Annotated in this window: 20 protein-coding genes; 1 reads left to right on the top strand and 19 read right to left on the bottom strand. The window is 58.4% G+C overall.

Annotated features, from left to right (window positions below; translation table 11 throughout):
• Window positions 1-9: 9 nt before the first annotated feature.
• Together K7B09_RS04610 and K7B09_RS04605 are read right to left on the bottom strand one after the other, a co-directional pair.
• Window positions 10-1155, bottom strand: a complete 1146-nt coding sequence (locus tag K7B09_RS04610; RefSeq protein WP_223627249.1) for a nucleotidyltransferase family protein — start codon at window positions 1153-1155, stop codon at window positions 10-12.
• Window positions 1155-2177, bottom strand: a complete 1023-nt coding sequence (locus tag K7B09_RS04605; RefSeq protein WP_223627247.1) for an NAD-dependent epimerase — start codon at window positions 2175-2177, stop codon at window positions 1155-1157. The genes K7B09_RS04610 and K7B09_RS04605 overlap by 1 nt, the downstream gene beginning before the upstream one ends.
• An 815-nt stretch (window positions 2178-2992) precedes the next feature.
• On the opposite strand from K7B09_RS04605, the gene K7B09_RS04600 reads away from it, so the two are divergent.
• Entirely contained in the window at window positions 2993-3469 is a 477-nt protein-coding gene (locus K7B09_RS04600; protein WP_223627245.1) for a hypothetical protein, read from the top strand.
• Window positions 3470-4390: 921 nt separating this feature from the next.
• On the opposite strand, the gene K7B09_RS04595 is transcribed toward K7B09_RS04600, so the two are convergent.
• From K7B09_RS04595 to galE, 17 genes are all read right to left on the bottom strand, one after another.
• On the bottom strand, window positions 4391-4699 hold the full coding sequence (locus K7B09_RS04595) for a glycosyltransferase family protein (protein WP_223627243.1): 309 nt from the start codon (window positions 4697-4699) through the stop codon (window positions 4391-4393).
• A 200-nt stretch (window positions 4700-4899) separates the two neighbouring features.
• Window positions 4900-5565, bottom strand: a complete 666-nt coding sequence (locus K7B09_RS04590) for a sugar transferase (RefSeq protein WP_223627241.1) — start codon at window positions 5563-5565, stop codon at window positions 4900-4902.
• A 3-nt stretch (window positions 5566-5568) separates the two neighbouring features.
• On the bottom strand, window positions 5569-6756 hold the full coding sequence (locus tag K7B09_RS04585; protein ID WP_223627239.1) for a UDP-N-acetylglucosamine 4,6-dehydratase: 1188 nt from the start codon (window positions 6754-6756) through the stop codon (window positions 5569-5571).
• Between the two features lie 2 nt (window positions 6757-6758).
• On the bottom strand, window positions 6759-7901 hold the full coding sequence (locus K7B09_RS04580) for a DegT/DnrJ/EryC1/StrS family aminotransferase (RefSeq protein WP_223627237.1): 1143 nt from the start codon (window positions 7899-7901) through the stop codon (window positions 6759-6761).
• Window positions 7901-8542, bottom strand: a complete 642-nt coding sequence (locus K7B09_RS04575; RefSeq protein WP_223627235.1) for a GNAT family N-acetyltransferase — start codon at window positions 8540-8542, stop codon at window positions 7901-7903. Before K7B09_RS04575 ends, K7B09_RS04580 begins: the two co-directional genes overlap by 1 nt.
• The gene (locus K7B09_RS04570; protein ID WP_223627233.1) at window positions 8539-9753 is read right to left on the bottom strand and encodes a glycosyltransferase family 4 protein; all 1215 of its coding nucleotides are present in this window, start codon (window positions 9751-9753) and stop codon (window positions 8539-8541) included. Before K7B09_RS04570 ends, K7B09_RS04575 begins: the two co-directional genes overlap by 4 nt.
• A complete protein-coding gene (gene wecB / locus K7B09_RS04565; RefSeq protein ID WP_223627231.1) occupies window positions 9753-10904 on the bottom strand; it encodes a non-hydrolyzing UDP-N-acetylglucosamine 2-epimerase in 1152 nt (383 codons plus the stop codon). The genes K7B09_RS04570 and wecB overlap by 1 nt, the downstream gene beginning before the upstream one ends.
• Entirely contained in the window at window positions 10901-12007 is a 1107-nt protein-coding gene (gene wbjC / locus K7B09_RS04560) for a UDP-2-acetamido-2,6-beta-L-arabino-hexul-4-ose reductase (protein ID WP_223627229.1), read from the bottom strand. Before wbjC ends, wecB begins: the two co-directional genes overlap by 4 nt.
• A gap of 2 nt (window positions 12008-12009) precedes the next feature.
• A complete protein-coding gene (locus tag K7B09_RS04555) occupies window positions 12010-13044 on the bottom strand; it encodes a polysaccharide biosynthesis protein (RefSeq protein ID WP_223627227.1) in 1035 nt (344 codons plus the stop codon).
• A gap of 20 nt (window positions 13045-13064) precedes the next feature.
• On the bottom strand, window positions 13065-14039 hold the full coding sequence (locus K7B09_RS04550) for a glycosyltransferase family 4 protein (RefSeq protein WP_223627225.1): 975 nt from the start codon (window positions 14037-14039) through the stop codon (window positions 13065-13067).
• Between the two features lie 158 nt (window positions 14040-14197).
• Window positions 14198-14467, bottom strand: coding sequence for a DapH/DapD/GlmU-related protein (locus K7B09_RS04545; RefSeq protein WP_343231767.1), 270 nt, complete (start codon window positions 14465-14467; stop codon window positions 14198-14200).
• Between the two features lie 287 nt (window positions 14468-14754).
• A complete protein-coding gene (locus K7B09_RS04540; protein ID WP_223627223.1) occupies window positions 14755-15876 on the bottom strand; it encodes a glycosyltransferase family 4 protein in 1122 nt (373 codons plus the stop codon).
• Complete coding sequence (locus K7B09_RS04535; protein ID WP_223627221.1) at window positions 15873-17216, bottom strand: O-antigen ligase family protein; 1344 nt, start codon at window positions 17214-17216, stop codon at window positions 15873-15875. Before K7B09_RS04535 ends, K7B09_RS04540 begins: the two co-directional genes overlap by 4 nt.
• A gap of 174 nt (window positions 17217-17390) precedes the next feature.
• A complete protein-coding gene (locus K7B09_RS04530) occupies window positions 17391-18614 on the bottom strand; it encodes an oligosaccharide flippase family protein (RefSeq protein WP_223627219.1) in 1224 nt (407 codons plus the stop codon).
• Between the two features lie 322 nt (window positions 18615-18936).
• Window positions 18937-20886, bottom strand: coding sequence for an acyltransferase family protein (locus tag K7B09_RS04525; protein ID WP_223627217.1), 1950 nt, complete (start codon window positions 20884-20886; stop codon window positions 18937-18939).
• Window positions 20883-21896 carry an NAD-dependent epimerase gene (locus tag K7B09_RS04520; protein ID WP_317851748.1) on the bottom strand — a complete coding sequence of 338 codons (1014 nt, stop codon included), beginning with the start codon at window positions 21894-21896 and terminating at the stop codon, window positions 20883-20885. The genes K7B09_RS04525 and K7B09_RS04520 overlap by 4 nt, the downstream gene beginning before the upstream one ends.
• Window positions 21893-22900, bottom strand: coding sequence for a UDP-glucose 4-epimerase GalE (gene galE / locus K7B09_RS04515; protein ID WP_223627213.1), 1008 nt, complete (start codon window positions 22898-22900; stop codon window positions 21893-21895). The genes K7B09_RS04520 and galE overlap by 4 nt, the downstream gene beginning before the upstream one ends.
• Window positions 22901-22912 lie beyond the last annotated feature (12 nt).

Genomic DNA, 22912 nt, shown 5'->3' with positions numbered 1-22912 from the left:
GCGATCAACCTATCGCTTGGCATGCAACCGCCCCACCCCACGCCACAGCCTAAGCCCCATCAGCCCCAGCCAGCTGCCTTCGCCGTACATATACCGCAGATGACTGCTGCTGGGCGCAAGCCGCTGCCACAGCCAACGCAACCGTGCGCCAGTGGTCGGCAGCGCCTTCAGGTTCCGCCACTGCATGTAACGCCAGTCGTCAAGCCGGTGCCAATCGATAGACTCTGCATCGGCATTGCGCTGCAGTGCCTCCATCACATGGGCAGGCACGTCGGAATGGAAACGCGTGCGCGCATCGACGATGGATCGCAAGCAGACTCCATTGATGGCTTTGTGTTGGGCCATTGCCAGAACTTCGGCCCAATCGGCCTCATGCATGCGCTCCACCATCAGATGAATGTCGTACAGCAACTTCAACTGGTCGGGCACCCCGATTTGCATGTCCAACGCGCGATTCAGGCAAGCATGCGCCAGCGCGTGGCGCAGCGACAAACCACGCAACCCCTCGCCCAGTGCCGGCAATGCGATGGATTCCTGCCATAACTCAGCAAACGAAAAAATGTCCGCATACGCAGCCGAGTTCAACAGCCGGCAATGCAAATCCAGCTCGCTACGGCTCACGCCATCAACCACGCGTTGCGCGGCCATTTCGAAGTTGCTGCTGTTGGGATGAAAGCCAAGCGCATAGCCCAGTGGCTGCGCTGCACACGCAGCACGTTCCGCATCGGCGCGACTGGATAACAGCAAGTCAATATCCGAACTGGGCCGCAGATGGGACTCCGGATACAACCATTGCGCTACGGCATTGCCCTTCAGCAACAATGCACGAATACCCGCAGCCTGCAATGCAGAGGCCAGCTTGCGCATCTCACCGGTGCGGAACAAGTCCTGCACCACGGCCTCGCGCACATGTGGAATCAATGCCTGCTGCAACGATAGGGGGATGCTGGCAAAGTGCCCGGTTGCGCGTAACTGTGATTCCAGCAGCGGCAACACTCCTTGATCCTTGGCGAACACAATCAGTTGATCCGGCGCAATCGCCGCAAGTGCCGACAATCGGACATCACCGCGAAGCGCCGCCGTCAGCCAATCAAGCATGCAGGCATCGTCCATGGTCATTCCTTTGCTGGAAATACCGGCGAATTCATGCGCCATCAAACTTGATGATAATCCCGATACCAGGCCACGAAATTGGCCACGCCCTGCTCCACCGGCACCACCGGGCGATACCCCACATTGGCGATCAGGTCGGAGACATCGGCCTCGGTATCCGGCACGTCGCCAGGCTGCAGCGGGAGCATTTCCATCACAGCCTTGCGGCCCAGGCACTCCTCCAGCACCTCGATGTAGCGCAGCAGCTCCACCGGCTGTTCATTGCCGATGTTGTAGAGGCGGTACGGTGCCACCCCGCTGGTGGCCGGGTCCGGGCGTTCGCCCGACCAGTCCGGATCCTTGCCCGGCACCCGGTCCAGCGCACGCACGATGCCCTCCACGATGTCATCGACATAGGTGAAGCTGCGCTTGTGGTGGCCGTGGTTGAACACCCGGATCGGCTGGCCGTCCAGGATGGCCTTGGTGAACAGGAACAGCGCCATGTCCGGGCGCCCCCACGGGCCATACACGGTGAAGAAGCGCAGCCCCGTGCACGGGATGCCGTACAGGTGCGCGTAGCTGTGCGCCATCTGCTCGTTGGCCTTCTTGGTGGCCGCGTACAGGGTCAGCGGATGTTCGGCCGGCGAGTGCTCGGAGAACGGCATCGCCCGGTTCGCCCCGTACACCGAACTGGTGGAGGCATACACCAGATGCTCCACGCCGTGGTAGCGGCAGCCCTCGAGGATGTGCAGGAAGCCGGTGACGTTGCTGGCCACGTACACATGCGGGTTCTCCGCCGCGTAACGCACCCCCGCCTGCGCCGCAAGATTCACCACCCGCTGCGGCTTGTGGGTGGCGAACACCGCCTCCACTGCTGCACGGTCAGCCAGATCGGCCTGCACATGGGTGTAGTTAGGGTGCTGCATGAAGCGCGCCAAGCGCGCCTGCTTCAGGCTGACATCGTAATAGTCATTGAGACTGTCAAAGCCGATGACTTCATCACCGCGCGCCAGCAACACCTGCGCCACATGCGAACCGATGAAACCGGCGGTGCCGGTGACCAGAACCTTCTTGCTCGTATTCATCCGCGCATTCTACTTACAAGCATCGCGCGCAGGGCGCGCTCCCACAACATCCAAAGCCAAAGCCCTTGTGGGAGCTTTGCTTTTGTGGGAGCGGCCCCTGGCCGCGACATGGGATGCCTGTCGCGCGCAGGGCGCGCTCCTGCAACATCCAAAGCCAAAGCCCTTGTGGGAGCTTTGCTTTTGTGGGAGCGGCCCCTGGCCGCGACTTGGGGTGCCTGTCGCGCGCAGGGCGCGCTCCCACAAGGGATACCGCGACTTGGGATGCCCTGTCGCGCGCAGGGCGCGCTCCTGCAACATCCAAAGCCAAAGCCCTTGTGGGAGCTTTGCTTTTGTGGGAGCGGCCCCTGGCCGCGACTTGGGGTGCCCTGTCGCGCGCAGGGCGCGCTCCCACAAGGGATACCGCGACATGGGGGCCTGTCGCGCGCAGGGCGCGCTCCTGCAACATCCAAAGCTGCAGCCCTTGAGTCTTTATTGTGACCCGTTTCGCGCATTTTTAACGTCCGGGACACACCCACCGGATGATGCAACGCACAAACTGCGCGAAGTCCTACGCCTCATGCTACCTGCCTAAACCATGGCAAGCACGCCGTTAACATTACTTCTAAACATAACATGTCAAGACTTAGTCGACCTATGCCAGAAGTAATAGACTGGCCGAACAAGATACCAAGTATTTACGAATTTGCAACGGTGTTCACAGTTGAATTGATGCCCGTCAAACTGACCTTGTCCAACGCTTAACACTTCAGACATGTCGGCGCTGGGCATGTCCTAACAATTCCTGTCAGGACATCACCGCTCAATATGGAGAACCCATGAGCATTTCAACCCGCTTTACCGAAGAAGACCTGGCCGCAATTGACGCGGCCCTCGCCCAGCTCGAGCAGCGTTTCGTCAAGCTGATTGCACTGGATAGCAAGCAACGCCGCCGCTTGTACAAGATGGGCAACAAGACAGAGAAGTTCTGTCGCGAAGCCCTGACCGTACTTGACAAGAACCGGCAGTTGGCCTCGCCGGCGATGGACCTGAACGGGGCGCTGGCCGCCCTGCGCACCATCGACGAGCTGCGTCCGCGCACCAGGCAGATCCTGCGGCTTGCGGAACGGATGCGGGACACCGAGGTGGCGCTGGGGGCCGACGTGGCCAGCACCGCACGCCAAGGCTACAACGCCATGGGCGAGTTCGGTGACCGCCAGGGCCTGACCGCGCTGCGGCAGGCGTTGGGAGTACGTTTCAAGAAGCGTCCGGCCAAGGCGGCCAACGACGACAGCAACGAGCAAGGGGCAGCTTGACTGCCTGAAGCAATACCCCGGCCCAGACCAGGCTGTCCGGGGCGCTAAACCGATCGGGCCCGCAAGGGCCCGATCGTCTTGAAGGGGACTGCCAACCCCACAAGTAGCTGCAGCTTTGGATGGTGTGGGAGCGCGCCCTGCGCGCGACAGGGCAGCTCAAGTCGCGGCCAGGGGCCGCTCCCACAAGAGCAAAGCTCCCACAATGGCTTTGGCATTGGCTTTGGATGTTGTAGGAGCGCGCCCTGCGCGCGACAGGGCACCCCATGTCGCGGCCAGGGGCCGCTCCCACAAGGGCAAAGCTCCCACCAGGGCAAAGCTCCCACAAGTAGCTGCAGCTTTGGATGGTGTAGGAGCGCGCCCTGCGCGCGACAGGCACCCCAAGTCGCGGCCAGGGGCCGCTCCCACAAGAGCAAAGCTCCCACAATGGCTTTGGCTGTTGTAGGAGCGCGCCCTGCGCGCGACAGGGCAGCTCAAGTCGCGGCCAGGGGCCGCTCCCACAAAAGCAAAGCTCCCACAAGAGCAAAGCTCCCACCAGGGCTCCACTGGAGCCATGGTTATGAGCATCGCCGGTGATGATCCAAGACATGGCAGCCGATACTCCGGTCTATCGCGCACCATGCTGCAAGCCATCAGGCGCCAGATTGCCACTGCTCACCCGCCATGCCGCTGAGCAGCACGCACCCCGTTGAGATACCTCACGCGAGGCGCGGCACAGCCTCACGCCTGATGATGCCGGCCCTGACCCACCACATCGCAGACATCACCTGCCACGCTATCGGATAGCGCGCGCCACGCTGCCGAATATCACAAGTGAGACTGCCGAACCTCGCGCATCATGTTCCCGAACATGACACCACACGCTGCCCGGCATCAGGCATTGCCGCAGCCAACTCGGGCGGCCAGATGGCAGGCAGCCAAGCGTCAACTGTCGACGTTGACAGCCAACATCGCTGCTACATCACGCGCCGCACTTTCCGGAGAAAACATGCGCCTGGCCAGGGCAATGCCTGCCTGCCCCATTGCGGCACGCAATCGGGCATCGTCTGCCAGACGCATCGCATGTGCGTGCAGCAGCGCGGCACTGTTGCCGGGCACCACCAGCCCGACCGCTTCATCTTCAACCAGCGACACAAGGTCGTTGTTGGGGTTGACCCGCGCCAGCACAGGCAGGCCTGCGTGGACGTAGGTCAGCAGCTTTCCGGGGATGTTGTGGGTGCCGTGTGCAGGCATCACATAAAATGCCGACAACGGAGCCGAACATGCTACAGAACCCTTTTTCCCCGCATCACACAACTGACCTACCCCCACGGCGCCTTCAATACTGCCCCCCGTCACTGGTGATGCGAGTGCGGGAGGCAGGCCAGATTGGCCATCCCACACTTAAACCAAGGCAGTCCAGCTTACCTAGCAAGCATTCCTAGTTCCACCACTCAAAGGAGCTTGCGCAACTCTTGCGGGGGATCCGGTAATGCCGGAAATATTCTCCATGCCAAGCGCGACGACGGGAACAACACTACCCACGCGGTGACAAAAATCGACATGAAGTACGTCCAAATCCCTTGATTCTCGACGTACCACTCCTCAAGCAATCCCTTATAAGGAGCAATGACATCATCGTAAAATCGCATCGGCTCTGCATGCTGATGCAGCATGTCTTCCTCGCCCCGGAAGATGATCGAACCAATGCCAGAGAGTCCGGGACGCACTCTCACGATCACATCCTGAGTGCTCTGCGGAAAAGCGTTGAAACATCTCGGCGTCTGCGGACGCGGGCCGATGATGCTCATGTCGCCCTTGAAAATATTGAGTAACTGCGGGAGCTCGTTGATCTTTGATTTCCGCAGGAAGCGGCCGAACGGCAGCACCCGCGGGTCGCCTTTCACCGTTACCGTGCCGGTGCCGATACTGGGGCTGTTCTTCAGCATGGTGGCGAACTTGTACAGACCGAACGGCTGGCCACCACGCCCGATGCGCTGCTGGATGAAGAACACCTCGCCCTCCCCGGTTAGCCGCAGGATCAGCATGACCGGCAGAAGCAGCGGCGAAAGCACCAGCAGGGCCAGCCCGGAAAGCAGGATGTCGAGGAGGCGCTGCATGGCTTACATCCTGCCGTCGAGGTACTTGCCGGTGTCCTTGTGCTGGAACTCCGGGATCATGTGGTTGAACAGTTCCACCAATTCGGGCTTGTCCCAAGTGGGTTGTGCACGGATTCGATCGATTGTGGACAGGAAGTAGGCGAGCTTTCCTTCGTCGTAAACCGGCGCGTTCTTGATCACGCCGATGGCCTCGAAGCGCTGCATGTCCAGCACCTCCGTGCCGGTGTAGAACTCCTCGAAATCCTTCTCGCCGGTGGTGTCGCTGGCGAAGAAATACACCGGCCACTTCTTGCTGGCGATCAACTCGGCCGCCCGGTCGCGGGCCTCGTCCTCGCTGGCGCACTGGTAGGGCTCGAAGCCCAGCGCCTGCAGATAGCGCACCGCGATGTCGGAAAACCGCGTCAGGTCCAGCTGCTCGCTGAGCTTGGGGAAGAAGATGTCGCGGTTCTCACCCAACAAGCAGGAGCTGAGGCACAACTCGCCGGATTCCTGCGGGGTCACGAAGTAGCGGCGCACATCGTTGGGCGCGGAAATCGGTTGGCGCTTGGCGAAACGCTGGTTGAAGCCGTGCAGCAGCGACCCATCCGAGAACGCCACGTTGGCGAAGCGGGCCGTGGAAATGGGCAGCGACTCGCTGGCGCGCATCAGGAACATCTCCATGATCCGCTTGCTGGCACCCATCATGTTGACCGGGTTGGCCGCCTTGTCCGTGGACACGCAGAAATACTTGCGCGCCCCGCCGGCCTGCGCCTGGGCAATGGTCGAGATCGTGTTGAGCACGTTGACCTCGATCATCCGCATCAGCGTGAACGGATCCTTCTCACTACGCACGTGCTTGAGCGCCGACAGGTTCAGCACGTAGTCGTAACCGGACCCAGCGGCCAGCAGCGCTGCGAATTCGCGCGAGCCGCAGTCAAGGGCAAAGGTACGGAAATCGCCATCGATGTAGCCCAGCGTGCTGCGGATGTCCCGCACCAGCTCGACCATGTTGTTTTCACTGATGTCGACCACGTGCAGGGCGCGCGGCTTGCGCTTGAAGACCTCGCGCGTCACCGCCTGGCCGATGGAGCCGGCACCACCGATGACGAGGAAGCGGCTGGAGCGTACCAGCGACAACAGTTCGTCCTCGTGTCTCGTGATGTCGGCATCAAATAGGGGCGCCGTTCGACCAATGAGTTCAAGGATGTCCATGCTCAGCCAATCTTCACCAGCGCCTTGCGCAGGGCATCCGCTACAACCTGGACATCCCCTTCCGTCATGTCCGGATAGAGCGGCAGGGTCAACTCCCTCTTGGCCACTTCATCTGCGATTGGCGTTGCACCAAGATCCATCCCCGAGTAAGCCGTAAAGTGATGGATCGCGGGATAGTGGATGCTCGACTGCACTCCATCCGCCTTCAGCGACTCCACCACTTCAAGGCGCTCTATGCCTTCGCGAAGCAGGATCGGGAAGATATGACTGGACGCCACGCGGTCATCTCGATCCGGGAACGGTAGCGCCACGCCTTCAAGGCCGCCAATCTCCCGTCGATAGGCTTCAACGATTTTCCTGCGCGACGCATTCGCTGCATCCAGCTTTGCAAGCTGCACGAGACCCAGGGCCGCGCGTATTTCGTCAATCCGGTAGTTCAAGCCGGGGCGCACAACGTCATAAGTCACTGCCCGCCCCTTGTGTCTGTCGAGCGTCAGGGTCGTCATGCCGTGCGAACGCAAGTAACGCATCTCGCGGTCCAGATCGTCCGAGCGGGTTGTAACCATGCCCCCCTCACCCACGGAGAGGTTCTTGTTGGTGAAGAAACTCCAGCAGCCCACATCACCGAACGTACCCACGCTGCGCCCCTTGTAGCTGGCACCTGGCGCATGGGCGCAGTCTTCGATCAGCTTCAAGCCTTTGCGCTGGCACAGCGACACGATGGCATCCATGTCGCACGGCACACCGGCGTAATGGACGATCAAGACCGCCCTAGTCCTATCGGTGATCTTACGTTCGATGTCGGCTGGATCCATGTTCCAGTCTTCGAACGACGTGCAGTCCGCCATGACCGGGGTGGCACCCACCAGCATGACCGCATTGATGTCCGCCACGAACGTCTGCGCAGGCACGATGACTTCGTCGCCAGGCCCGATATCGAGCGCCAGGAGCGCGAGATGCAGCGCAGCAGTGCCGTTGGAAACGGCTGCCGCCATGGTGCCAGCACCTAGATAGGCCGCGAACTCCCGCTCGAACGCCACGGTGCGCTCGCCCATCGTCAGCCAACCGCTACGAATGACATCCGCCACCGCGTCGGCTTCCCGCTGGTCATAGTTGAGCTTGAAAAGTTGGACTTTCCATTCCATCAGGCTTCTCCTTTTTGGTCCCTACCCGACTGGTCGCCCAGCAGGAACGTGTAGTGATTCATTTTGCGTCCGCCTTTGCGCATGCTTGTACCTGCCAACTGGAATCCAGCCCGTGCATACAGGCGATTGACGGCCTCATTGTTGTCTGCGTCCGTTGTGAGATAGACCCTGTTGGCATCGTGCCGCCTCGCGGCCGACAGGAATGCATCGATCAACATCCGACCGTAACCCCTGCCCTGGGCCGTTGGCAAGACGGCAATCGAGGCAAGCTCGGCCGCACCCGGCTCATTATCCGTGGCACGTTGCGAGGTGGCACCGGCATTTTCCAGCACCCGCGACCACAAACTGGGGCGGCGCAGCAGGTGGAAGGCGGCAGCTATGAGCATCTTCTTCTTGCGGCCAGAGAGCAGTGCATAGAACGAGGCCGGTTTCGCGAAACCCGCGACAAAACCCTGCAGACGTCCTGTTTCGCCAAACTGGCCAAGGAAGACTGCATCGTCACAATCCAGCACGGCCTGATAGTAGCTGCGAAGGAAACCCGGGCCCAAGAGCGTCATCAGGAAACCGGGGAAGGCTGTGCTATGAACAGAAACCACATCATCCAGATCCCCCACTGCAAGTGTCCGCAACGTCGGCGTCATGCCCGCGGCCTCGCAACCTGCTCAAGTAGGGCGAGCGTCTGTCCGACGCCATTTTCCTGTGACATGTGTTGCTTGTAGAACGCCCTGCCGCGCTTGCCCATTTCCTGCCTTTCGATTACCGACAAACCGCTGAGATGTATTGCCGCCTCCGCGATCTGCGCGGGACTTCCGGGTTCTGCAACGACACCGGCATTGGCTCGGCGGATGATATCGGCCGACTCGCCGCCTATCGCCATCAGCAAAGGACGGCCTGCAAGCAAATAAGCTTGCGTTTTCTGCGGCACGGTAATGGAGAAGACGGGATCATCGCGCAGATGGGCGACCAACGCACCAGCCTGGCCCAGCAGGGCGCCGATCTGTTCCGGAGGTACCTTGTCGACGAATCTGACGTTCTCCAAGCCCATGCTGCTGACAAGCTCCTGGAGAACAGGCTTCTCAACACCGTCACCGATGAAGTCAAACCGCACGTTGGCATGGCCACGTTCCGCCACGATCCCGGCCGCCCTTACGACTGCATCCAAACCTTGCGCCGCGCCGAGATTGCCAGCGTAAACCACGCTGAAAACCTGGTTATCGCTCCGCACATCGTCATCGACGCTAATGCGGGCCTCGTCGCACCAGTTGTAGATCCTGAACACCTTTCCAGATGCCACGCCCTTCTTTAGCAAGGCAGTGCGGTAGCCATCTGAAAGCGTAACGACCGCTGCCGCCCTGCGATAGATGAACCCCGCCATGCCCTCAATGACAAGCGTCAGCCAACCTTCTCGCACCATGCCGGACGCGACAACCGCTTCCGGCCACAAGTCCTGAACGTCGTACACGACGGGGGCACGCTTGCAGGCACCCAAGGTAATGGCCGCCACCCCACCGACCACTGGTGGATAGTAGGCGTAGACGACATCGGGCCGCTTATGGAACAGTGCCTGCACAAAGGCCATGGCCGCAAAGCTGGCATAGCCAAGCAAGCGCTTGAGTCCGGAACGATCCTGGCTGATGTATGTCGCCACGCGCGTCACCCGGACGCGGGGGGCCGCCTTCTCCACCTGCCGCCAGCGCTGTCGAAACCCGGGATACACCTTTCCGCCCGGATAGCTCGGAAAAGCCGTAATCACGTCGACGTCATGGCCGGCCGCGGCCAACGCTTTGACGAATGACAATCCCTTGATGGCGTTTTCAGGATCGAACAGCTGGGACAAGAACAGGATGCGCATCAGTACCGCTTCCAGACCACCCGGTTCACATAATCCACGTAGCTGTGGAGGATCCGCACCACCTTCTCCGACACATTCGGCATGGAGTAGTCCGCCACCTGCCGCAGCAGGCGCTCGGCCCCCACTGGCTGCGATTCAAGGATGGCCAGCCCCTGCATCACCCGCTCCGGGTTCATGCCGGTCATCATCACCGCCGCTTCCTCCATGCCTTCCGGACGCTCGTGCGCATCGCGCAGGTTGAGTGCGCGGAAGTTGAGGATGGAGGCCTCCTCGTTGATGGTGCCGCTATCGGACAACACCGCCTTGGCCTCTTGCTGCAAACGCACGTAGTCACTGAACCCCAACGGCTTCAGCAACTGCACGCGCTCGTCCAGCACTACCCCCATGGCATCGATGCGCTTGCGGGTGCGCGGATGGGTGGACACCACCACCGGCAGGCCATAGACCCTGGCCACGGTGTTGAGCGTTTCCACCAGCCCGGCGAAATTGGCATCGGACTCGATGTTTTCCTCGCGGTGCGCGCTGACCACGAAGTAGCCATTGGATTGCAGGCCCAACCGCGCCAGCACGTCGGAGGCGGCGATTTTCGGCGCGTAGTGCGCCAGCACCTCACACATCGGGCTGCCGGTCTTGATCACGCGATCCGCAGGCAGGCCCTCGGCCAGCAGATATTCGCGGGCGATATCGCTGTAGGTGAGGTTGATGTCGGCGGTGTGGTCCACGATGCGGCGGTTGATTTCTTCCGGCACGCGCATGTCGAAGCAGCGGTTGCCGGCCTCCATGTGGAAGGTGGGGATCTTGCGACGCTTGGCCGGGATCACCGCCAGGCAGCTGTTGGTATCGCCCAGCACCAGCACCGCATCGGGCTGGATATCCGCCAGCGCGGCATCCACGGCGATAATCACCTTGCCGATGGTTTCCGCGCCGGAGGCGCCGGCCGCTTCCAGGAAGACATCCGGCTTGCGGATGCCCAGGTCCTCGAAAAAGATCCCGTTGAGTTCGTAGTCGTAGTTCTGGCCGGTGTGAACCAGCACGTGGTCGCAATGGGTATCCAGCGCGGCCAGCACCCGCGACAGGCGAATGATTTCCGGGCGGGTGCCCACGATGGTGGCGACTTTCAGTTTGCGGGTGCCCATGGCGTACTCGTTCATACCTTGCTTGCCACCGTGTCCGGTTTTTGCCGGTCGAAGATTTCATTCGCCCACAGCATGACCACCAGCTCGTCGTCGCCGATGTTGGTGATGTCGTGGGACCAGCCCGGGATGGTATCCACCACCAACGGTTCCTCGCCGCTGCTCTCCACCTCGAAGGTCTCATCGGTGATCAGGTGGCGGAAGCGGTAGCGCGCCCTGCCCTTGATCACCAGGAATTTCTCGGTCTTGGTGTGGTGGTAATGGCCGCCACGGGTAATACCCGGGTGTGCGGTAAAGAAGGAGAACTGTCCGCAGTCCGGGGTCTTCAGCATCTCCACGAACACGCCGCGGGCGTCGCCGTACTTCGGCACTTCGTAGCTGAAGGCCTCCGGCGGCAGGAAGCTGACGTAGGTGGCATACAACGCCCGCACCAGCCCGGTGCCCACGCGCTCGGCGACCAGCGTGTGGCGCATGTCGCGGAACGCTTCAATCTGGCGCGCCAACTCACCCACCGTGGTGGCGTACACCGGCCCGGCCCCGGCAAACCGCGCACCCTGCCCCGGCGCCGCCAGGAAACCGATCAGCTCGGCCACCACATCGTCGATATAGACCAACTGTACCGGCGCATCCGGGTTGTCGATGCGGATAGGCAGGCCACGGGCGATGTTGTGGCAGAACGTGGCGACGGCGGAGTTGTAGTCCGGCCGGCTCCACTTGCCGAACACGTTGGCCAAGCGATAAAGCGCCACCGGGGCGCCACTGCTTTCACTGTAAGCCGACAAATGCCGTTCGGCCTCGCGCTTGCTCAGGCCGTAGGGATTGTCGCGTTCGGCCTGGATGGACGAGGCGAACGCCACCGGGATGGCGCGGCCCGTCGCCGCCAAGGCCTGGCACAGGGCGGCGGTGAAGTCCGCGTTGCCTGCGCCGAACTCGGCCGGATCCTCCGGCCGGTTCACGCCGGCCAGATGGATCACGGCATCCGCCTCATTCGCGGCCTGCGCCAGTGCTTCTGCGCTGCTGGCGCGGGTGATGGGCAGCACATCGAAGCCCGGACGCTCGCCCAGGAACACGCGCAGGTTCTTGCCGATAAACCCATCGGCGCCGGTCACCAGAACTTTCATGGTCAATCCACCGGCACGGCCGGCCGGCCGGCCACCAGGTCACGAATGAAGTCGAGCTTGAGCAGCAGTTGCTTCATGCCCTCCACATCCAGCCGACGGGTATTGGCCGAGGTGTAGTCCTGCGCCTCGCTGATGCGCTTCTCGCCCTGCTCCATGTACTTGCCGTAGTTCAGGTCACGCAGGTCCGGCGGCACGCGGAAGTAGCCCGGCAAATCCTGCGCCTGGGCCATTTCCTCGCGGCTCAACAACGTTTCGTGCTTCTTCTCGCCGTGGCGGGTGCCAATGACATTGATCGGGTGGTCGGGCTTGCCCAGCAGTTCGGTCAGCGCACGCGCCAGGACCTCAATCGTGGCCGCTGGCGCCTTCTGCACGAAGATGTCACCGCTGTTGCCATGCTGAAAGGCGTACAGCACCAGATCCACCGCATCGTCCAGCGTCATCATGAACCGGGTCATGTCCGGATCAGTGATGGTGATGGGTTGCCCGGCGTTGATCTGGTTCACGAACAACGGAATGACCGAGCCGCGTGAAGCCATCACGTTGCCGTAGCGGGTACCACAAATAGTGGTCTTGGCCGGGTCAGCATTGCGTGACTTGGCCACGAACACCTTTTCCATCATCGCCTTGGAAATGCCCATGGCATTGATGGGATACACGGCCTTGTCCGTGCTCAGGCAGATCATGCGCTTCACGCCGCACTGGATCGCCGCCTCGGTAGCGTTCTCCGTGCCGATGACGTTGGTCTTCACCGCTTCCATCGGATGGAACTCGCAGGACGGCACCTGTTTCAGCGCCGCCGCGTGGAATACGTAGTCCACCCCGCGCATGGCATTCATCACGCTGGCTGGATCGCGCACGTCACCGATGTAGAACTTCAGTTTGTCGGACGCGTAGCGCTTGCGCATGTCGTCCTGTTTCTTTTCATCGCGGCTGAGGATGCGGATTTCGCCGATATCCGTTTGCAGGAAACGGCGGAGGACGGCGTTTCCGAACGAGCCGGTACCTCCGGAAATAAGGAGCGTATTCTGAGCAAACATGGAAAACCCTATAAAATTGATCATCGAGCTGTCAGTGCAGCTTTTCGCCATATGTCCAAATAAACGTCAAACACGGACTCGATTGCATAAAGACTTTTCGCTTTTAACTGAGCGTTATGGCCCATTTGCCGCCTCAACCCTTCGTCGTCCATCGCAGCAGAAAGAGCCTTTGACAACGCCTCAACGCTCCTTGCCTCGATAACCATACCAGCACCGCCAGACAGCATTTCCTCAACTGCACCCACCTTGGTTGCGACAATCGGCCGAGCCAATGCCATAGCCTCCAGCACTACGTTTGGAAAGCCTTCGGTGTAACTCGGCAGCACAAAAAGGTCACATTCGGCCATCCGGGCCATCGCCTCGCCATGCGGCAACTCGCCAAGGTAGAACAGGTTGTCAGAGGGATAGATGGACGCCAAATGCTTCCGGTATTCCTCATCGTATGGACCAACAATATCAAGTCGCCAACCTTCTACTTGAAGTTTCGACCAGCACTCAACAAGTTCCGATATCCCTTTGGTAGGCACAACCCAGCCCAAAAAAAGAATCGTCCTTTCATTACCTCTCCCAAGCCCTGGCTGCGGGAGGGACTGATGTGAAATACAGTTTGGTACCACAACCGCGTCAACCACGGGAGCCGCCAGCTTCAGGGAATCCAGAGAACCTTTGTCCAAGAGAATTACTTTGGAGGCGCTCAGCATGACCTTTCGAGTCAGTCTCCACTCGAACGATCCCGTTGTCGCAACTACGGGGATTCGCCCGTTATGGATATGGTAGACAAATGGTTTGCCAATCAAACGACAAAGCCCAGCAACGAAAAGATCACGGACAACCGCCATGCTTCCAGGCGTGGTCAGGTGAACAACATCGACCTCCCTTCTCGCAAACGTCAAGACCAGCAGAAAGATGTCTCTTACAAGCTGCAAGCCACCGCCAACTGCTCGCACTAATGCATTGACCGCATGCACGGGACGCCATCGAGGTGCGATATCCACGACATAGCATCCCTTCATGTCCAAGGCAGTCGCGCGAGCCAGAACGAGCGAAAGCCAGTGAGCGATCCCCCCGTACGGCGGGGGAAGCGGCGCCACAAAGCAAATACGCGGGAGCAAATTATTGATCATTGGCTAGATGGATACGTCAAGAATCATGATCAATCGAACTGCACGGGTGCCGCGCCCACGATCTCCTCGTGCTTTGCGATTTGCTCTTCGCTCCATCGCATGCGCAACACTCGCGCCGGCACGCCGCCAACAATTGCGTATGGAGGCACATCACGATTTACCACAGCCCCCGCGGCAATCACAGCGCCACGCCCCACTGTAACGCCCTTCAGAATTATCGCGCCAGCCCCGACCCAAACATCACTTTCAACCTGGACAGTCAGATCATTTTCCGGCAGCTTTTCCTTGACGTCGAACATGAAGCGACCGACCAAAGATATATTGTGGTCGCCGCCTATAATTGTGACATTGGGCCCGAACATAACTTTGCTTCCGATCCTAATCTGACTGTGTGTAGCAGAAAAGTGGGCGCCGACACCTATGGAAACGTCATTTCCAATGAAGATTGTGGGATAGGTAAAATGATCGAATGGGCTGAACTTCACCCTGCGACCGCAAGATCCGAAGTGGGGCCGCATGATGTACATGCATAGTCTTCGGATTACCTTTTGAACAAAAATGAGAAAACAGGGGATGCTTCGTATAATCATTTCTTTGATCCCTTCAGCAATGCAGCGAACTTGCTTTCGTAGGCATCTACATACCGCAACCTCGAAAGCTGCATCTCCGCGTATCGGCGCGCCGACGCCGCCTTGCGTATCCGCTCGTCTTCGCTCAGCATCGAGTGAGCATACAGCGCCGCCGCAATGGCGCTTGGACTGCTTGGATCGAACAACGCGCCGTTAGCACCGCCGTCCACCAGCAGAGCGTGATCGCCGATATTGCTCGCCAGCACTGGTCGCCCGCAGCTCAATGCTTCACAGAGGGCATTCGGCAACCCTTCCGCGAATGATGGGTGTACCGCCACATCACAATCCGCCAATAGCGGACGGACATCCCGAACCTCACCCGTCCAGCACCACTGATCAGCCAGGTTGTGTGCCTTCAAGAATGCATCCGCATCTTGTCGAGCCTTTCCGCCTTCAGCACTGACAGTCTGAACCCCCGCCCAGTTTACTTCCACCAACAGTCCGTACTCGTCGCGACAGAGCCCTACAGCCTTAGCAAGGCCAAGTGGATTCTTCTTGCTCGCCAAAGAGGCCAATACCTGTACCCGCAACTTACCCTCAACCGGAACTGGCAGCGGCTGAGTTGCGAAGTGGTCTGTATCCACCCCATTCCAGATAACGCTGATCCTTGACGCCATCCATGGGAACATCTTCACCATGACTTCTTTCTGGTGGAACGAATTGACCGTGATCCAGTCTGCCAGGCGATGCAGTTCCTGCTGCAGACGGCCCCGCCAACCCAGGGTAGCGGGTGAATAACAGAAACGTTCACTTACGACGAGAGGTGGCCCTGAACGCCCTAGACGCGCAAGCTCCGCATATACGCTGGGCGTCTCCAAGAAGGCGAGCGCACAATCGAATCGTCCTTGCTTAAAAAGATTCCGCAACGCGACGACTGGCTGGAGAGAGAAGCGCGATGCCTTGGCTTGGACATGCAGAACTACCCCTGCACGTTGTGCAAAATGCGCGAAATGACCGTCATCGTAGTACGTGAACATCTCGACGTGATGACCGCGCGCGGCGAGTCCAGCAGCCAAAGTGACCATCTGTCGCTGCGCACCACCCGATCCAAGGCTATCAATTATCAGCAGAAACTTCACGTTAGCCCCTCGTTTATTTCATGACTAACATACTTTCTTTCTTCTGGAAACGCCGCCGTGCCAATGCTTCGGTTTGAAGCCGTCATGAATAGCAATGCTATCATGAGTGCTATAGATTTTTGGTCGTAGCTCACCAACGTATAATCAACCGCTAGTAAGGCAAAGACGGTTACACAGGCGGCCCGCACACCATTTCCTTTAATTTCTCCTAGCATGCAGCGAATCAGGACAAAAAAGTACATAAAATAATAAATTGCGAACAATAGGGCCCCACCCGAAACAAGAAGCTCTAAATAGTTGTTGTGGGCGTAGACACCAAACCCACCCGCATCCGCAAAATAACCCAACCCATGACCAATTACAGGATTTTCAAAAAACATTCTTTTTGCAACTTCAATCATATTCATACGCACTATCAGTGAACTATCCGTGCCCTCAATCCCTTCAAACAATCTATCAATCGCAACGACTTGCCTAGCCATCACCCCCAATTCAGTTGAAGGCATCATTTCCCACACCAAAGAAAGTAGACCGAAGAAAAGCACTGCCACTGCACCTAATAGCACCCATCGGTGACCGTGAGAATATCGAAAGCATAAAGCGGATACTAAAAAAAAGACAAGGACGATGGAAGTACGCGATCCCGTTATGAAAAATGCATATATCGCGCATAGCCCCCCAGCTGCAATCATTAATCTGGAAATTTCGCTTCGCCAAATAATGGTAGCGAATAGCGGCAAAAATGCCTGAACCGCCATCAAATTTGCGTTACCCACCAGCCCTGATTGACGCTCTATTATGCGCACATAATAAGCATCCTGATTTGTATTATCTCCATAGGCTAGGCCGGCATCAAACCCCATGGCAACAGCAGCAGCATTTGCAAACGACGCCCAGAACATCGCATTTATGATGATTTTTATCGGGACGCCTCGCCGTACTGCGTCGACGACAAGCAGCACACCGCTCCAGGTACCGAGCAAGCGCACCACCGCTTCTTGTGAGGCCGGATAACGCGCAACGCCCCCCACTATAGCGATCAGAAGGAAAGCTGATGGGAAGAGCAGCCAACGTCCCAGCCGCACCTTATTCAACGTCAGATCGGTGAACGTCAGCAATGCCAACAATCCAGAAAATGCAAAAACTAGCCGCGACCAGCCCGGTATTCCGGACACCGCTAACCCAAAGAATACGAACCCAAAGACACCGAAAGTGTATAACCAGGACGATCTGATAACCCCGCCCATCATAGACCAATTCTCACCATAAGATTGATAGGGATAATATCCCGTGCTGGCACCTGTCCCATCAGCCAAGTGAATTCTGGCGTTGAGTGCCATGGTGGCCCGTAGAACTTCTCGACCTTGAATGGAGTAGAGGAGTAAGTTTCAACTATGGATCGTTTACTCATTCAAATACTCCGAATTATACCAGTTTCGGTAACGCTGCCATCCATCCGATATTGCGTCAGCCTAGGTACAAATGAATACAAAATCTCGATATTGGCCACTTTGTCAATTCAATGACTTGACTATTTGATATCCAAGAAAAATATAAACAACGTTCATCGCGACGCTGACGGCGGCGTATATAGATACTGCTGCCACGCTCGACAAATATATAGCTGCCAAATAAAGAGCGGCCAATCGGGAGACCATTAAAATTAAATTATATAGCAAATTGAGCTTTTGCCTTCGAGCAACCCGAAAAATTGCACCTGCCGGCGGATTTGACATTGAAAGCGCTATTAGAAATACAAGTGGGACTGAGTATTGCCCCGCAACAATCCAATCATCACCTAGCGCAGCAGGAATGAGGCTCGGTAAAAACGGAGATAAGAGAGCAGCAGCTGTCAATGCGGGGATAGCGAGGCAAAGCGTCGCCATGACGAATACTCGCTTTTTTTCAGCGCCACTGGACTTACCTGCGAACTCTCTGTAGATCACTTGTCGTACTGCGTTTCCAATCAACTGTACGGGGGCACCCAAAACACGCATTACCATCGCATAGGCGCCAGCCACAGCTTGTCCGTAGCCGGCGCCCAGAATCAACACAGGCAGCCCCTGAGAGAGGGAGCTAAGAAGTTCCTGAGGAACGCCAAATTGGCCGAAATCCCGGTACTGTCGCGCGACAACAATCAACCTTGTCCGCGAACGAAAAATAGTACGAATGTGCTTACGCGGTAATGGCAAACTGCGCCATAGAAAAAAGGCCAGGGATATTTCGCCCACGAAACATGCTAATAACAGACCATTGACACCATAGCCTAGCCAGCCCATATAGCACTGCAATGCTGCAATCACCCCTGATCGGAGAACGGATGCCTGCGCAATGCTGGAGAAAATGCCGTAACGAATACCCAGCCCCTGAAGTAGCTGGCCGAGGCTTATTGCGAATGTGATACCGGCAACTAGTACCGCAACGACGATGGCGCTGCTCTGCCTTCCGATAACCGACATTACGACCAGCGTGATTGGAAACATCAACAAAGCAGTCACCACCACCATCACTAGGCCAGCAGAGAATATATGCAGCGCCTGCGAATCAGATTTCGGTAAAACTACAGCATGCTGCATCTGCAGGGTTGCAATGATCGTTGCCAGACCGATCGACACCAGAAGCGTGCTGAATTCACCATATTCTGAAGGCGTATAAATTCTAGAAATAACGGGGAGAACTAGCAGTGTGATGGCCTGTGCGGCGCCCGTCCCGCCTACAAGCATCCCGACGGATTGCATTACATTCCGTGCCTTTCTTGTAACGACTATCACCGCCCAATCCCAACGGTGGCCATAGTGCAAATACTTTTAGATACCACCCCGGCCGCACCACTGAGAACGCGTGACAAGCTTACGGAGGAACGTCGCAGGTTTAGATTCCGATGCAGGCTGCACCGCGGTTGGCTTTCTATTTCATAGATACCCCATGAACTGTCAACATCGCTTTTCATGCATGTCCGCATAAATTGAAGTCCTGCGCATCGATCGCCAAAGATAGTTACCTTCCATGACTCGAGGCCTGTAAATTTTGATGACGTGGCGCTCTTCATGTCTCAGATCATCACTTACCTGTTGCACCATCGCGTTCCATCTTATCAGCGATGAGAGAGGCTCCTGCAAGGCTCAGATGACCATCATCGCGGTAAAGCAACTCCCCACTGCTATCTAAATAACGGCATTTGATGTCATCACAAAACCAAGGCTCAGGGTTGATCAGCTCAATATTTTTGCTCCCACGAAAGCGATTTGCTGCCTTCCAATACCATGCCGTCTTAAGGTGCATCCAATTTTTTGAAAGCTCGGGTGGAGCAGGTCGATCAAATCTTCTAGCTATCGCAAGTAAGAACGGGATATCTCCGGGCGCTCGCGGCGTTGGGCCAATAAGGAGGATCCTTCCCGTTAGTGGCACAAGGGCATCGAGCGTACGTCGCAGCGCTTGAGGGAATACTGCGTCATTACCGGTGTGCCCCTCGTCATCGAAGAGAGAGTATTTCCCATTGGGCGCAGAGTAGCTGGCCCAGGACGCATGGAGCACGATCATCTCGAAATGGTGCGCATGAATGATGCGCATGATCTTGCTGTTATCGTCGTGACAGGCAGGATCAACAGGATTGCCAACGCCCAACAGTGGCGGACAAGCGGAATTAGGCGCAAGCAGCCCCGCTTTTCCTTCGCGTTTTAACACCGCATCTAGCGCAGGTGCCCAGGCCAGTGCATGGCTATCACCCCATAGCAAGACCGTTGGTGCGCCGCTACCCACGCCAAGCCGGCACGTGGTGCCATGGATGTCCGGCTCGTGCCCATCGCATTCCTGAAACGGGATGAGCGGATGCCGCGCTGCATCCAGTGCAACCACCTCCGGAGTGAACCGCGCCTGCCAACCCGCATCGATGCGAGTCGTAGCGGCCGCTGAGGCGATCACCAGACCGGCCACGGCTGCACTCGCAAATAGTGTGCGCCGCGGATCGTGTCCAGTAGCTTGCTTCCGTCGCCGGAACGGTGTTTCCACCCAGCGGTAACTGGTCGCGGCCAGTGCAAGCGCCAGCGCAAACAGCGGCCATTTTATGGCTGGTTCGAGCGGTTGCATGGCATTTCTGTAACGCACAAAAACCAGCAACGGCCAGTGCCAGAGATACAGCGAATAAGAGATTAGTCCAATAAATACGACGGGCCGCACCGACAACAGGCGCTGCACCGGCGAGCCCCCATGTGCGCCTGCGTGCAGGAGTCCAGCAGTTGCCAGGACAGGAATCGCCGCCTGCCAGCCCGGAAACGCCGCGCCGGTCTTGATCCACCACAGCGACCACAGCAATGCCGCCAACGCGAGCCACGATACTGACGTACGCGCGACTGCATGCCTCAGCGGGGGCAGCGCACCCACCGCCAGCAAACTACCCAGTAGCAATTCCCAGGCACGGAAGGGCGCCAGGAAGAAAGTCGCCGTCGGCCGCAGCAATTGCACCCAAAAACACAGTACGAAGGACACCACAGCGCAGATTAGCAGCGCCAGCTTCAGCCCCTCTCCCCTCATGAAGCGATGCAGCAGGAGCAGCAGGATGGGCAGTCCGATGTAGAACTGCTCCTCCACTGCCAGCGACCAAGTGTGCAGCAACGGGTTGTATTCGGAACTGGTATCGAAGTACCCGCTTTGCCGCCGGAACAGGATGTTCGAACCAAACAGGAGTGTTGCCACCGTCGAATTACCCAAACGTACCAGATCACTGGGCAACAACAGCCAGGCGCCGACCGCAAGCGTCGCAAATAACATCGCGAACAATGCGGGAAAAATTCTTCGTATGCGGCGTTCGTAAAAGCCAGAGAAGGTAAAAGAGCCTTGCTCGATCTCCTTGTTGATGATACCGGTAATCAAGTAACCGGAAATGACAAAGAAGATATCGACGCCGACAAACCCGCCATGCAGCGGGCCAATTCCGTAGTGATACAGCACAACTGCAAGCACTGCGATCGCGCGCAGACCATCGATATCTTTGCGATAGGCGAGAGTAGTCATTGCACGCACCGCGCCATCAGGCTTCGTTGCCGTACATAATCTCGAAACCAATCCACGAAATCCCCCCCCCCTTCCTCCACTGACACCACCGGCCGATAGCCAGTATCCTCGATTAACGCCGACACATCCGCTTCGGTATCCGGTACATCGCCGGCATGTAAGGGCAACATCTCCATGATTGCCTTCTTGCCGAGACAGTGCTCCAGCACTTCGATATAGCGCAGTGGTTCAACCGGCTGTTCGTTGCCGATGTTGTAGAGGCGATATGGGGCAATGCCGCTGGTACCCGGATCGGGTGCATGGCCGTCCCAGCGCGCATCCTTGCCCGGCACTTTGTCCAGCGTGCGAATCACGCCTTCCACGATGTCATCGACGTAAGTAAAGCTGCGTTTGTGCTTGCCGCGGTTGAAGACCTTGATGGGCTCGGCGGCCAGGATGGCCTTGGTGAACAGGAATAACGCCATGTCAGGCCTACCCCATGGGCCATACACAGTGAAAAAGCGCAGACCAGTGCACGGAATACCGTAGAGGTGCGCATAGCTGTGCGCCATCATTTCATTGGCTTTCTTGCTGGCCGCGTACAGGGTCAGCGGGTGCTCGGTGGGCTGGTGCTCGGAAAACGGCATCGTCGTATTCGCGCCATACACCGAGCTGGTCGATGCGAACACCAAGTGCTCCACGCCGTGGTGCGGGCAGCCTTCCAGAATGTGTAGGAAACCGACCACATTGGTGTCCACATATACATGCGGGTTCTGCGCGGCAAGGTTCACCACACGCTGCGGTTTGTGGGTGGCGAATGCAGTTTCGATGCCCGTGCGGTCGGCCAGGTCCGCATGGAGGTAGGTGTAGTTGGGGTGATCGGCGAAGCGCGCCAGACGCGCCTTCTTCAGGTTTACGTCGTAGTAGTCGGACAGGTTGTCGATGCCGATGACGTGATCACCGCGCTCAAGCAGGCGCATGGCGAGATGGGAACCGATGAAGCCGGCGGTGCCAGTGACGAGGATTTTCACGCGTAGCCTTGCGGGTTGAGCGACTGCCAGCGCCATGTATCGGCGCACATGTCTGCCAGACTGAACTGGGGGTGCCAGCCCAGCAACTCCTTGGCACGGGACGGGTCGGCCCATAATTCAGCGACATCGCCGGGACGACGAGCGGTAATCGTATAGGGCACCTCGCGACCACTGGCCTGCTCGAATGCGCGGACAAGCTCCAGAACACTGTGACCGCGTCCAGTGCCTAGATTGAAGACGCGACTGCCCGGCTCATGCGCGGCGCGAACTAACGCTTTCACGTGGGCATCCGCCAGATCCATCACATGCAGGTAATCCCGAACACCGGTACCATCCGGCGTGGGGTAATCGCTGCCGAAGACCTGCAGACGTTCGCGCCGGCCGATAGCGACCTGGGCGATATACGGCATCAGGTTGTTGGGCTCGCCACGCGGGTCTTCGCCGATGCGGCCGCTGGGGTGGGCACCCACCGGGTTGAAGTAGCGCAGCAGCACCGCGCTGGCCTCGGGCCGCGCCGCGCACCAGTCGCGGATCAGGTCTTCCATTACCAGTTTGCTGCGACCGTAGGGGTTGGTGACGCGCAGCGGAGCGTCTTCGGTGACCGGTACCTGATCAGGCTGGCCGTACACGGTGGCGGAGGACGAGAACACCAGGTGGTGCACGCCGTGATCCTGCATGGCCTGCATCAGGGCGATAGTGCCGCCGATGTTGTTGTCGAAGTAGCGCAGTGGCTGTTCACAGCTTTCGCCGACGGCTTTCAATGCGGCGAAGTGGATCACAGCGTCGATACCGCCTTCGAAGGCGCGGGCCAGATCATCCGGATTGCGGATGTCGCCTTCGACAAAGCACAGGGGTTTGCCGGCCAGTTCCTGCACGCGTTCCAGCGCGGTGGCGGAGCTGTTGCACAGGTTGTCGATGACGGTGACGGTGTGGCCTGCCTCAAGCAGCAAGACGCAGGTGTGGCTGCCGATGTAGCCGGCACCGCCGGTGACGAGAAGGTTCATGGGGGGGATTGT

The sequence above is a fragment of the Thermomonas beijingensis genome, from assembly GCF_020034655.1.
Classification (GTDB): domain Bacteria; phylum Pseudomonadota; class Gammaproteobacteria; order Xanthomonadales; family Xanthomonadaceae; genus Thermomonas; species Thermomonas beijingensis.
The sequence above is the reverse complement of the archived record's forward strand: the minus strand, read 5'-3'. Positions and strand labels throughout refer to the sequence as shown.